We start from the raw sequence: 12,091 nt of genomic DNA on the forward strand, positions 1-12,091 counted from the left end.
AATGACAAAGCAATTGCAAGACGCATACATCGTCGCCGCGAGCCGCACGCCGATCGGCAAGGCGCCGCGCGGCATGTTCAGGAACACGCGCCCGGACGAACTGCTGGTGCACGCGATCAGGTCGGCCGTGGCGCAAGTGCCGGGTCTCGACACCAAGGTGATCGAAGACGCAATCATCGGCTGCGCGATTCCGGAAGCTGAACAGGGCTTGAACGTCGCAAGGATGGGCGCGCTGCTGGCCGGCCTGCCGAACACGGTCGGCGGCGTGACGGTGAACCGCTTCTGCGCATCGGGCCTGACGGCGCTGGCGATGGCGGCTGACCGCATTCGCGTCGGCGAATCGGACGCGATGATCGCGGGCGGCTGCGAATCGATGAGCATGGTGCCGATGATGGGCAACAAGCCGTCGATGTCGCCGCACATCTTCGATCGTAATGAAGATATCGGCATCGCTTACGGCATGGGCCTGACGGCCGAGAAGGTCGCCGAGCGCTGGAAGATCAGCCGCGAAGCACAAGACCAGTTCTCGGTCGAGTCGCATCGCCGCGCCATCGCCGCACAGCAAGCCGGCGAATTCAACGACGAAATCGCCGCGTACACGATCACCGAGCGTTTCCCCGATCTGGCCAGCGGCGAGGTGCGGGTCAAGACGCGCGAGGTCGCACTCGACGAAGGTCCGCGTGCGGAAACGTCGATGGAAGGCCTGGCGAAGCTGCGCGCGGTGTTCGCCAACAAGGGTTCGGTGACGGCGGGCAACAGTTCGCAGACGTCGGACGGCGCGGGCGCGCTGATCGTCGTGTCGGAGAAGATGCTCAAGCAGTTCAACCTGACGCCGCTCGCGCGTTTCGTCAGCTTCGCCGTGCGCGGCGTGCCGCCGGAAATCATGGGCATCGGTCCGAAGGAAGCGATTCCGGCTGCGCTGAAGGCCGCCGGCCTGAAGCAGGACGACCTCGACTGGATCGAACTGAACGAAGCGTTCGCCGCGCAATCGCTGGCGGTGATTCAGGACCTCGGCCTCGATCCGTCGAAGATCAACCCGCTCGGCGGCGCGATCGCACTCGGCCACCCGCTGGGTGCGACCGGCGCGATCCGTGCGTCGACGGTGGTGCACGGCTTGCGCCGCCGCAACTACAAGTACGGCATGGTGACGATGTGCGTCGGCACCGGCATGGGCGCGGCGGGCATCATCGAACGTCTGTAAGCGTGTTCGCTCCGGGCCCCCACGGTGACTCCCGCAGTGATCCCTTAAGGACCGCATGAACGGTTCGCACGCCGGCAGGCTTGCGAACCGTTTTTCCATTCAGCAGTGTGAGGAGATGACAATGGATATTCTGGTCGAGCGCGCGGACGGCGTGCTGACGATTGCCTTCAACCGGCCGGACAAGAAGAACGCGATTACGGCCGCGATGTATCAGACGATGGCCGATGCGCTGGTGCAAGCGCACGGCGACGCCTCGGTTCGCGCGATCCTGATTCGTGGCAGCGTCGGCATTTTCAGCGCAGGCAACGATCTCGAAGACTTTATGAAGAAGCCGCCCAGCGGCGAAGACGCGCCGGTATTCCAGTTCCTGCGTGCGATCAGCTCGGCGGAAAAGCCGGTGGTGGCGTCGGTGGCGGGCCCGGCTGTCGGCATCGGCACGACGCTGCTGCTGCACTGCGATCTGGTCTACGCCGCCGATACAGCCACCTTCTCGCTGCCGTTCGCGCAGCTTGGGTTGTGCCCGGAAGCGGCCTCGAGCCTCTTGTTGCAGCGCGTCGCCGGTTATCAGGCAGCGGCCGAAAAGCTGCTGCTCGGCGAAGCGTTCGACGCGCGCGAAGCCCACCGCATGGGCTTCGTGAATCGCCTGCTGCCCGCGGCGGAAGTCGACGCGTTCGCGGCGGCGCAAGCGGCCAGGCTGGCGGCGCTGCCTGCCTCATCGTTGCGTGTGACGAAGAGCCTGATGAAGCGCGCGAGCGAGCATGAGTTGCAAACGCAGATGACCGAGGAAGCGGTGCACTTCGCCAAGATGCTGATCGCGCCCGAAGCGCGCGAGGCGTTCAAGGCGTTCTTCGAGAAGCGCAAGCCGGACTTCCGGCAATTCGATTGACCGGCGGCGTTCAGCCGTTCAAGGCTGCGTCGGCTGCAACGTGTCGTAGTCGACGTAGCTGGTTTCGCGGCAGAAGCTGACGAGCCGCACGCCGGCCTTGCGCGCAATCGCAATCGCCAGCGACGACGGCGCGGAAATGGTGGCGACCATCGGCACGTCGACGCGCGCCGCCTTGCGCACCAGCTCGTAGCTGGCGCGGCTCGACAGAAACACAAAACCCTCTTTGGTATCCGCGCGATCGAGCACGAGTTGGCCGATCAGTTTGTCGAGCGCGTTGTGACGGCCGACATCTTCGAATGCGTAGCGGATCGCGCCCGCCGCATCGCACCATGCGGCAGCGTGCAATCCGCCGGTCAGACGCGTCAGCGCCTGGTGTCCGGGCAATTCGCGCGCAGCCCGAGCGATCGCATCGGGCGCGAGCCGTTGCAGAAAACCGGTGTCCGGCACGCGTTCCGGTTTCAGATCCAGCAGATCGATGCTTTCGATCCCGCATACGCCGCAGCCGGTACGCCCGGCCAGTGCGCGGCGCTTTTCCTTCAGCGCGACGAAAGCCTGTTGCACGACTTGCAATTGCACTTCGGCATGCGGCAATTCACCGTCGTCATGCAGTTCGACCTCGATGTCCTGAATGTCGCTGCCGCGCGCCACGATTCCTTCCGAGATCGCAAAACCTACCGCGAACGCTTCCAGATCGCGCGGCGTGCACATCATCACCGCGTGCGAAATGCCGTTGAAGACGAGCGCGACCGGCCACTCCTGACCGACGTGATCGGTGACGGTTTCGACCGCCGCGCCGCGGTGCCGGTGCACCTGGCGCTCGACGGCGCCCGGTTGTCCAGCCGTTTCCAGTTCGTTCAAGTTGCTTCACTCCTTTGGCCATGCTGCGCGCGAGCGGCTGCAAGCCTTGCCTCGCGCCGAAAAGCGGCCCCAGTCCGCGCCGCTATTACGCGAATAAGGTTCTAAAATACCCCAAGGCGGGTTTGCGCGTTGCCCGCCGTCAAAGGGGAATACTGTCATGGGACTCAACGAGGCACCGCTTCTGTTCAACTTCGAAGTCGAGTCTTCGGAGAATTTCACCTTCATTCCAATGTCCGTGCGCTTCAATCTGGACCGTTTCGGGCTGCGTATCTCGCTTGCGCAGTGGCAGTTGCTGCCGCTCGAAGACCGCAAGCTGCTGGCGCGTTTTCCGGTCGAGGAAGACACGGAAATCGAGCCGAATTTCGATCACGCGCTGTTCGAAATGCTGCGCACCCACGCGAACGTCGAACCGGAGTGGTTCACGCCCGACGAAGCGCCTGCCTGGCGCCGCACGGATAGCGTACCGGAAGGCGTCGCGCACCAGGCGGGGCTGGCTAGCCTGCCCGCGCCGGGCGCCGCCGAGTGGGCCGAACTCGATCCGTTCAAACGCTACGTGCTCGCCAAATTGTCGCGCAAGCCTGAAGGCAGCCACGACTTTGTCCCCGCTATGAGGGAGTTTGGTCTGGCCAGATAGGCCTGGCCGGCTGGCACCACGAACCGGCCGCGTTCGCCCTGAAGCGGCCGCCGCGCACTGCGCCCACTCCAAAGCCGCCCAGACGGCCGGCTAATTTTTTCTCTCGCCCCCCTCAAGCTGTTCCGAACCCAGCCGTTATCCATGGGTTGGCGCGTAAAAAGACTCGTATCGACGCGAGCTCGCGCTCCCGCCCCCCAGAACGATTAACGTTCGGAACCCATGACTCCTTTTTTATCGAAGCGGCTGCTGATCAATCTGGCGGTCGTCGTCGCGGCGGTCGGCGCGAACGCGTTCGTCGCCTATACGCAGATTTGCGGCCAGCGCGACACCGACGCGCGCATGCTGCGTTCGACAAGCGTGCGTGAGGACCTCGACGCCTACCAGATGGCGCTCGACGGCGGTCTCGCCACGCTTGGCCGTTTCGACGCGTCGGGCGAGGCCCCGCCTGCCAATGAGGCCGCTACCGTGGCGGCGTCGCTGGCCCGGCTGGAGCGCGAGTTGCGCAGCGATCTGGCCGGCGAGCCGGCCATGCTCGATACGCTCGGCAAGCTGAGCGCGGATAGCCGCGCGCTGCAACGCGGCATCGACGCTGCGCTGTTGCGCGGCGCGAGCGCCGCGCCGAACGAGTCGCGCGCCTGGGCGTCATCGGCCTACACGCGTCTCGGCATGGGACAGGACCGCGTCGAAGCCGGGCTGGCAGCGCTGCGGGCGCAGGAGAATCACGCGTTGCAGGCGTCGCTTGCGGCCTCCACGCGTGAAACCGAGCACGCGATGCTGTTCCTGATCCTGACGATGCTGGCCGGCAGCGCGCTGCTGATCTACACGTTCGGCGCGCGCGAAAACAGCGCGCGCGAGAAATTGCGCATGGTTCGCGCGCTGGGCCGCCACGACGACCGTTTTCGCGGCCTGTTCGACGATCATCCGGTGCCGATGTACATCTTCGATCGCGAGACGCTGCGCTTTCTGGCGGTCAACGCGGCCGCCGTTCAGCAATACGGTTACACGGAGAGCGAATTCCTCGGCATGACGATCCGCGCGATCCGGCCAGATTCCGAAGTCGGCCGCCTCGAATCGCACCTGCAACGCAGCGACGCAGTGCCGCGCGGCCGCACGATGGCAGGCATCTGGCATCACCGGCGCAAGGACGGCTCGACCATCAGCGCGGATATTTCGTACCATGCGCTGAACTTCATGGGGCGCGCCGCCTTCTTCGTGCTGGCCGACGATGTCACGGATCAGATCAATGCCGAAGCCGAAGCGCAGCGCTCGAACCAGATGCTCGAGACGGTGATCGACAACATTCCGCAGCGCATTTTCTGGAAGGACCGGGAATCGCGCTATCTCGGCTGCAACATGGCGTTCGCGCGCGACGCGGGGCTTGCTTATCCGGAACAGGTGGTGGGCAAGAGCGATGCCGACATGCCGTGGCGCGCATTCGCCGACCGTCTGCGCGGGCACGACGAAGAGGTGTTGAGCACCGGCGTGCCGAAGATGAACTTCGAAGTCGACATGGTCATCGACGGCGTGCATCGTACGACGATCACGAGCAAGCTGCCGTTCACCGACGGCGACGGCCGCGTCATCGGCGTGCTCGGTTCCTATACGGACATCACCGAACGCAAGCGTGCCGATCTGGCCTTGCGTCTGCAAAGCCGCGCACTCGATGCGAGCGTCAACGCGATTCTGATCACCGCGCCGTCGCCGTCGGGCAATCTGATCGAATACGTGAACCCCGCATTCAAGCGCATCACCGGCTACGATCCGGCCGAATTGATCGGCCACGATTGCCGCGTGCTGCAACGCGACGACCGCGATCAGGAAGGCGTCGCCGAGATCCGTCAGGCGCTCGCGGCGAACCGCGAGGTCAGCGCCGTGGTGCGCAACTATCGCAAGGACGGCGCGCTGTTCTGGAATCAACTTTTCATCGCGCCGGTACCGAACGCGGAGGGCGTCATCACGCATCACATCGGCGTCATCAACGATGTGACCGATCTGATCCGCTATCAGGAGCAGCTCGAATATCAGGCCAACTATGACAGTCTGACGCGGCTGCCCAATCGCAACCTGCTGCGCGACCGCCTGCAGCATGCGCTGATCGTCGCGCAGCGGCATCACAAGGGCGTCGCGGTGGTGTTCATCGATCTGGACGGTTTCAAGAACGTCAACGACAGCCTCGGTCATAGCGTCGGCGACCGCCTGCTGAGGGTGGTCGCCGAGCGGCTCGCCCGCTGTACGCGCACGAGCGACACGGTGGCCCGTCACGGTGGCGACGAGTTCGTGATCGTGATGACCGACACCGTCGACGAACAGTCGCTGATCGCGTGGATGGAGCGCGTGCGTGCGTCGATTTCCGAGCCGGTGTGGCTCGACGGTACCGAGCTGTATGTCGGCTGCAGCATGGGCGCGAGCCTGTTCCCGCAGGACGGCGGCGACGTGGAAACGCTGATGAAAAAAGCCGACCTCGCGATGTATCGCGCGAAGGACATGGGCCGCAACACGTTCCAGTTTTATCAGCCGGAGATGAACGCGAGCGCGGGCGCGCGGTTGAATCTCGAACGGCGTTTGCGCCGTGCGTTGCGCGACAACGAATTTCTGCTCCACTATCAGCCGCAAGTGGATATCGGGAGCGGGCAGATTGTAGGCACCGAGGCGCTGGTGCGCTGGCGCGATCCGGAAGCCGGCTTGATTCCGCCGTCGTCGTTCATTCCGGTCGCGGAAGAATGCGGCTTGATCGGGCCGCTGTCGGAGTGGGTGTTGCGCGAAGCGTGCCGGCAGAACAAGGCCTGGCAGGATCAGGGTTTGCCGCCGGCGCGGGTGTCGGTGAATCTGTCGGCGCGGGTGTTCCAGCAGCGCGATATTGCGAAGCTGGTGATGCAGGTGCTCGATGAGACGGGCCTCGAGCCGCAATACCTCGAACTCGAACTGACCGAAAGCACGATCATGCGCAACGCCGAAGAAGCGGTATCGATGCTCAACGAGTTGCACGCGCTGGGTATCGGTCTCGCCATCGACGACTTCGGCACCGGCTATTCGAGCCTCAGCTACCTGAAGCGCTTTCCGGTGGACCGCCTGAAGATCGACCGCTCGTTCGTGTCGGACATCGGCGTTTGCGGCGACGACGAAACGATCACCTCGGCGATCATCGCGCTCGCGCATTCGCTGAAGTTGCAGGTGATCGCGGAAGGCGTGGAGACCTCGGCTCAACTCGACTTCCTGAAAGAACGCGCGTGCGACGAGATGCAAGGTTTCTACTTTGCCAAACCGTTGTCGACGGAGGCGATCTCCGCGTTGTTCCAGGGCGGCGTGGACCGGGAGATCGTCGCAGTCTGAGCGCTAGCAAGGGCCGCTAGCGCGGGCTCAGGCGCGCGCCTTGGCCCATGCAACGGAGCGCGAGCCTAAGTCGCGCTCCGTCCCGCGACGCGCGGCCTCAAACAGCCGGCGTGCTGACGAAAACCGGCAACTGTTCGGCTGACTCGGAAAAAGCCTGCAGATGGGGATACGCCGCCTTCGCGACGATCTCCGGCAGGAACATCTGCGTGAAGTTCCATGCGACCGCCACGCTGACGTCCGCCGCGCCGAAGCGGCCCGGCTCGATCGGCAGGGCCGCCGCTGCGAGGTCCTGTTCAAGCTCGCGGTATGCGGCAAGCAACTGCTCGGTGACACGATCGACCCACGGCGCGTGCTGCTTCTCCGCCGGACGCAGATTGCGTTCGTAGACGATCTGCACCGATTTCTCGCAAGCGGCTAGCGCCAACCCCGTCAGGCGCGCCGCGCGCTTCCAGTGCTCCGGTCGCGTCGGGAAGATCCGCTCGCCCGGTCCGGCGAGCGTGGCGACATACTGAAGAATCACCGTCGAGTCCATCACGCGTTGGCCGTCGTCGAGCACCAGTGTGGGTGCCTTGACTACCGGGTTGATCTTCTTGAACTCGTCGTAGGTCCTGAATACCGAGATCGATTCGTGCTCGAAGTCGAGCTTCAGCAACTTGAGGCAGATGGCGACGCGGCGCACATAGGGCGAGTCCAGCATTCCGATCAGTTTCATTGCGTTTTCGTTAGAAGATCCATCATCGCGCGCCCGAGTGCGCCGGGGCGTGCTCCAATTGCAGTCAGTCCAGCACCGGCAATGCCCGCGGGCGCCGGTCGCTATCGGTCGCGACGTAGGTCAGGGTCGCCTCGGTCACCTTCACGACTTCTTCGGTCAGGCTCATGCGCTGCGCGTACACCTCGACCGACACCGTCACCGAGGTGTTGCCCGTCTTCACGATATCCGCGTAAAAGCTCAGCAGATCGCCGACGAACACCGGCTGCTTGAAGACGAACGAATTGACCGCAATGGTCGCCACCCGCCCGTTGGCGCGCCGGCTCGCCGGAATCGAGCCGGCGATATCCACTTGCGCCATGATCCAGCCGCCGAACACGTCGCCGTGGACGTTCGCGTCCGACGGCTGCGGCACGACGCGCAGCGCACATGACTTTTGCGGGAGTTGAAGAAGATTGGTCATCGGGGGCACCCTTGAGAAACGTATTGGCTCGGTCGGCTCGACCGGCAGGCGGGGGATTTCACGACAACTGCACGGCACAGCGGCATGACCAGCGCGTAAACGAGACGCGCGTCAGCGACGGCCGCACTGCCCATGAAAAGCGGCGCCAGCCGGCTTCTGCGACAATAGAACAATGAGGAATTGTACGGGAAAGCGCCCAGCCGGGTCGCGCGACATAAAGCAGTCTGCCGACTGCCTGTCGGCGCCGCTGCGAACTCCGTCGCTTCCACACTCTCCCTCCAGCCGATCCCATGCGCCGCACGCCCGCCTCCGAACCTTCGCCGATCTCGACTCAGCCGCGCAACGACTGGCAGACGATCCTGTCGTTGCTGCCCTACCTCGCCACCTACAAATGGCGCGTCGTCTTCGCGCTGAGCTGCCTGATCGGCGCGAAGATCGCCAACCTCGGCGTGCCGGTCGTGATGAAGCGGATCGTCGACAACCTCGCCTCCGTGCAGCATCTGACGGCGCTCGGCCGCGCGCACGATGCGCCGGGCATCGTGTTGCTGGGCGGCGTCGGTTTGCTGGTAGTCTCGTATGCGGTGGTGCGGCTGTCCACGTCGCTGTTCACCGAGTTGCGCGAGATCCTGTTTTCGAAAGTGACCGAAAGCGCGGTGCGGCAACTCGCATTGAAAGTGTTCCGCCATCTGCATGCGCTGTCGTTGCGCTTTCACCTCGAGCGGCAGACGGGCGGCATGTCGCGCGATATCGAACGCGGCACGCGCGGCATCACGCAGCTCATTTCGTATTCGCTGTACAGCATTCTGCCGACGCTCGTCGAAGTCGGCCTCGTGCTCGGTTTTTTCGTCGTCAAATACGAAGCGTATTACGCGATCGTCACCTTTATCGCGCTCGCCGCGTACATCACGTTCACCGTCAAAGTCACCGAATGGCGCACGCATTTTCGCCGCACGATGAACGATCTCGACTCGCGGGCGAATTCGCGCGCGATCGATTCGCTGCTCAACTACGAAACCGTCAAGTACTTCGGCAACGAGGAGTGGGAAGCGCAGCGCTACGACGAAAATCTCAAGCGCTATCGCACGGCGGCGATCAAATCGCAGCGCTCGTTGTCGGCGCTGAATTTCGGTCAGCAGGCGATCATCGGCACGGGGCTAGTGTTCATTCTGTGGCGCGCCACAGAAGGTGTGATGGCCGGGCGCCTCACGCTCGGCGATCTGGTGCTGATCAACACCTTCATGTTGCAGCTCTACATTCCGCTCAATTTTCTCGGCGTCGTGTATCGCGAGTTGAAGCAGAGTCTCACCGACATGGACCGCATGTTCACGCTGCTCGGCGCCTCTCAGGAAGTGCCGGATGCGCCGGACGCGCCCGCGTTGCAAGTGAACGGCGCGCAGGTCCGCTTCGAACACGTGAACTTCGCGTACGAACCGGCGCGGAAGATTCTGCACGATGTGAGTTTCACGATCCCGGCGGGCACCACGACGGCGGTGGTCGGCCACAGCGGCTCGGGCAAATCGACGCTCGCGCGGCTGATGTTCCGCTTCTACGATCTGGATCGGGCGAGCGGCGGCGCGATCACGATCGACGGCCAGGATATTCGCGACGTCACGCAGGATTCGCTGCGCGCGTCGATCGGTATCGTGCCGCAGGACACGGTGCTGTTCAACGATTCGATCTACTACAACATTGCTTACGGCCGGCCGTCGGCCACGCGTGACGAGGTGGTCGCGGCGGCGCGTGCCGCGCATATTCACGACTTCATCGAAGGCCTGCCGAAGGGTTACGACACGCCGGTCGGCGAGCGTGGCTTGAAGTTGTCGGGCGGTGAGAAGCAACGCGTCGCGATTGCGCGGACCATCCTGAAGAATCCGCCGATCCTGCTGTTCGACGAAGCGACTTCCGCACTCGATTCGCGTTCGGAGCGCGCGATCCAGCACGAACTCGATCAGATCGCCCGCGAGCGCACGACGCTGATCATTGCGCACCGGCTTTCGACCGTGGTGCACGCTCAGCAGATCATCGTGATGGACAAAGGACGCATCGTCGAGCGCGGTACGCACACCGAATTGCTGAGCGCGAACGGATTGTTCGCGCAGATGTGGGCGTTGCAGCAGCAACGCGCGGCAGAGGCGCCCGAGGCCGCCGAAACGGTAGGCGCGGAGGTTCGCCGCACGTTCGAGGCTTAGCGTGCGCTCAGACGTTGATCCAGCGCCTGTAGCTGGGCCGGTGTGCCGACGTTTTCCCACAAACCTTCGTAGAGCTTGCCGCTCGCAAGGCCGCGCACGATCGTGTCGCGGTAGTACGGCTTGAGCGCACGCCGCGTGCCGCGCGGCAGATCGCGGAACATCCGCGTGTCGTACAGACCGATATTGCCGAACGTGAAGCGAGGTTGCGCGTCGAGCGACAGCACGCCGTCGATCAAGGCAAAATCGCCGTCCGGATGAAACACCGGGTTCGGCACCATCACCAGATGCATGCCCGGCTCGGGCAGTGCCGAGAGCTTGTGGGCGGGAGCATTCAGCGTCGCGTAATCGAAATCCGCATAGACGTCGCCGCTGACCGCGACGAACACCTCGCCGCGGCCCGCGTCTTCCAGTAGCGGCAGCGCCTGCACGATACCGCCTGCCGTTTCCAGCGCTTCGTGCTCGGCCGAGTAGCGCAGTTGCACGCCCCAGTGCGAACCGTCGCCGAGCGCGGCTTCGATCTGCTCGCCTAGCCAGGCATGGTTGATCACAATGGTTTGAAAGCCGGCGCGCGCAAGCCGTTCGATCTGCCACACGATCAGCGGTTTGCCGCCCGCTTCGAGCAAGGGCTTCGGGCGCGTGTCGGTCAACGGACGCATGCGTTCGCCGCGGCCCGCAGCGAAAATCATCGCTTTCTTCAGAGACATTGTCATCGGTCAGAAGGTGTAGCCGACTTCATTCGCCCGGCCTTCGAGATCGTCGAGCAGCTTCGCGAACGGGCGCAGTGGTGCGTAGCGTTCGGCGACCTTGCGCGCATAGCCGATGAAGCGCGGCAGATCCTTCATGTAATGTGGTTTGCCGTCGCGATAGTTGATCCGGCAGAACAGACCCAGCACCTTGATGTGCCGTTGCAGACCCATCCATTCGAGTTGGCGGTAGAACTCGCCGAAGTCCGGGTCGACCGGCAGGCCGGCTTTTTTCGCGCGCTCCCAGTAGTACACGAAGCAATCCAGCTCGAACTCTTCGTCCCAGCTGATGAACGCGTCGCGCAGCAGCGAAGCGACGTCGTAGGTGATCGGGCCGTACACCGCGTCCTGGAAGTCGAGCACACCGGGGTTCGCGGGCTTGGGCGCTGTGGCGATCAGCAAATTGCGCGGCATGAAATCGCGCAGCATGAACACTTGCGGCTGCGCCCGGGCGCTTGCGATCAGCAGCGCGAAGGTGCGATCGAGCAGCCCGCGGGTCTTTTCGTCGACCTCGCGGCCCAGATGCCGGCCGATGAACCACTCCGGCATCAATTCCATCTCGCGGCGCAGGAAGGCTTCGTCGAACGGCGGCAGCACGTCTTCGCGCGAAGTGAGCTGCCAGCGGATCAACGCGTCGAGCGCGTCGCGCATCAGCGTGCGGGCCGCGCGGGGCTTGTCGTCCTGCTGTGCTTGGCTCAGCGCGCGGAGGTACGACTCGGTGCCCAGATCGGCGACGAGCATGAAGCCCGCGTCGAAATCGACCTCCAGCACCCGCGGCACATGCACGCCGGCTGCGTCGAGCAACTGGGCGATCTGCACAAATTCGCGGCACTTTTCGGGCGGCGGGGCGTCGACGGCGATCACCGTGCCGACGCTTTCGCCTTCCGCCGCCTTACCGGCGAGCCGGAAATAGCGGCGAAAACTGGCGTCGGATGAGGCCGGTGCAAGGGTGGCGAGTTCGAGCGCATAGCGTGCTGCGTGGCCGTTCAGCCAGGCGGTGAGCAGGTCGAGGCGGGTATCGGTGGTGTCTTGGGAAGGGGGCAGCGTCATGAAAACCGGCGGCAAATTCAGAGGGGCA

General features: G+C 64.1%; 10 protein-coding genes. 5 read left to right on the plus strand and 5 right to left on the minus strand.

Features of this window, described 5'->3' with window-relative positions; all coding sequences use genetic code 11:
• The first annotated feature begins 1 nt into the window (after nt 1).
• Nucleotides 2-1,201 carry an acetyl-CoA C-acyltransferase gene (locus SB772_RS13435; RefSeq protein WP_410833744.1) on the plus strand — a complete coding sequence of 400 codons (1,200 nt, stop codon included), beginning with the start codon at nt 2-4 and terminating at the stop codon, nt 1,199-1,201.
• Nucleotides 1,202-1,316: 115 nt separating this feature from the next.
• Nucleotides 1,317-2,087: an enoyl-CoA hydratase gene (locus tag SB772_RS13440; RefSeq protein WP_410833997.1), complete on the plus strand. Its 771-nt coding sequence runs from the start codon at nt 1,317-1,319 to the stop codon at nt 2,085-2,087.
• 18 nt (nt 2,088-2,105) lie between these two features.
• Here SB772_RS13440 and fdhD read toward each other — a convergent pair whose 3' ends face one another.
• Nucleotides 2,106-2,945: a formate dehydrogenase accessory sulfurtransferase FdhD gene (gene fdhD / locus SB772_RS13445; RefSeq protein ID WP_410833745.1), complete on the minus strand. Its 840-nt coding sequence runs from the start codon at nt 2,943-2,945 to the stop codon at nt 2,106-2,108.
• Between the two features lie 157 nt (nt 2,946-3,102).
• On the opposite strand from fdhD, the gene SB772_RS13450 reads away from it, so the two are divergent.
• Together SB772_RS13450 and SB772_RS13455 are read left to right on the plus strand one after the other, a co-directional pair.
• Nucleotides 3,103-3,579, plus strand: a complete 477-nt coding sequence (locus SB772_RS13450; RefSeq protein ID WP_410833746.1) for a nitrate reductase associated protein — start codon at nt 3,103-3,105, stop codon at nt 3,577-3,579.
• Nucleotides 3,580-3,798: 219 nt separating this feature from the next.
• Nucleotides 3,799-6,909, plus strand: a complete 3,111-nt coding sequence (locus SB772_RS13455; RefSeq protein ID WP_410833747.1) for an EAL domain-containing protein — start codon at nt 3,799-3,801, stop codon at nt 6,907-6,909.
• A gap of 97 nt (nt 6,910-7,006) precedes the next feature.
• On the opposite strand, the gene SB772_RS13460 is transcribed toward SB772_RS13455, so the two are convergent.
• The gene (locus SB772_RS13460; protein WP_410833748.1) at nt 7,007-7,621 is read right to left on the minus strand and encodes a glutathione S-transferase; all 615 of its coding nucleotides are present in this window, start codon (nt 7,619-7,621) and stop codon (nt 7,007-7,009) included.
• A 64-nt stretch (nt 7,622-7,685) separates the two neighbouring features.
• Nucleotides 7,686-8,081, minus strand: a complete 396-nt coding sequence (locus SB772_RS13465; protein ID WP_410833749.1) for an acyl-CoA thioesterase — start codon at nt 8,079-8,081, stop codon at nt 7,686-7,688.
• Nucleotides 8,082-8,371: 290 nt separating this feature from the next.
• On the opposite strand from SB772_RS13465, the gene SB772_RS13470 reads away from it, so the two are divergent.
• The gene (locus SB772_RS13470) at nt 8,372-10,270 is read left to right on the plus strand and encodes an ABCB family ABC transporter ATP-binding protein/permease (protein ID WP_410833750.1); all 1,899 of its coding nucleotides are present in this window, start codon (nt 8,372-8,374) and stop codon (nt 10,268-10,270) included.
• Here SB772_RS13470 and murU read toward each other — a convergent pair.
• Both murU and SB772_RS13480 read right to left on the minus strand, forming a co-directional pair.
• Nucleotides 10,267-10,980: an N-acetylmuramate alpha-1-phosphate uridylyltransferase MurU gene (gene murU, locus SB772_RS13475; protein ID WP_410833751.1), complete on the minus strand. Its 714-nt coding sequence runs from the start codon at nt 10,978-10,980 to the stop codon at nt 10,267-10,269. The genes SB772_RS13470 and murU overlap by 4 nt on opposite strands.
• Before the next feature lie 3 nt (nt 10,981-10,983).
• A complete protein-coding gene (locus SB772_RS13480; RefSeq protein ID WP_410833752.1) occupies nt 10,984-12,063 on the minus strand; it encodes an aminoglycoside phosphotransferase family protein in 1,080 nt (359 codons plus the stop codon).
• Between the last annotated feature and the right edge of the window lie 28 nt (nt 12,064-12,091).

This window comes from Paraburkholderia sp. SIMBA_030, assembly GCF_046535245.1.
Lineage (GTDB): Bacteria > Pseudomonadota > Gammaproteobacteria > Burkholderiales > Burkholderiaceae > Paraburkholderia.

Coding starts and splice junctions, on each gene's coding strand:
- SB772_RS13480 (WP_410833752.1), bottom strand. CDS start 12,063: ATGACGCTGCCCCCTTCCCAAGACACCACCGATACCCGCCTCGACCTG.
- SB772_RS13435 (WP_410833744.1), top strand. CDS start 2: ATGACAAAGCAATTGCAAGACGCATACATCGTCGCCGCGAGCCGCACG.
- SB772_RS13470 (WP_410833750.1), top strand. CDS start 8,372: ATGCGCCGCACGCCCGCCTCCGAACCTTCGCCGATCTCGACTCAGCCG.
- SB772_RS13465 (WP_410833749.1), bottom strand. CDS start 8,081: ATGACCAATCTTCTTCAACTCCCGCAAAAGTCATGTGCGCTGCGCGTC.
- SB772_RS13455 (WP_410833747.1), top strand. CDS start 3,799: ATGACTCCTTTTTTATCGAAGCGGCTGCTGATCAATCTGGCGGTCGTC.
- SB772_RS13450 (WP_410833746.1), top strand. CDS start 3,103: ATGGGACTCAACGAGGCACCGCTTCTGTTCAACTTCGAAGTCGAGTCT.
- murU (WP_410833751.1), bottom strand. CDS start 10,980: ATGACAATGTCTCTGAAGAAAGCGATGATTTTCGCTGCGGGCCGCGGC.
- SB772_RS13460 (WP_410833748.1), bottom strand. CDS start 7,621: ATGAAACTGATCGGAATGCTGGACTCGCCCTATGTGCGCCGCGTCGCC.
- SB772_RS13440 (WP_410833997.1), top strand. CDS start 1,317: ATGACAATGGATATTCTGGTCGAGCGCGCGGACGGCGTGCTGACGATT.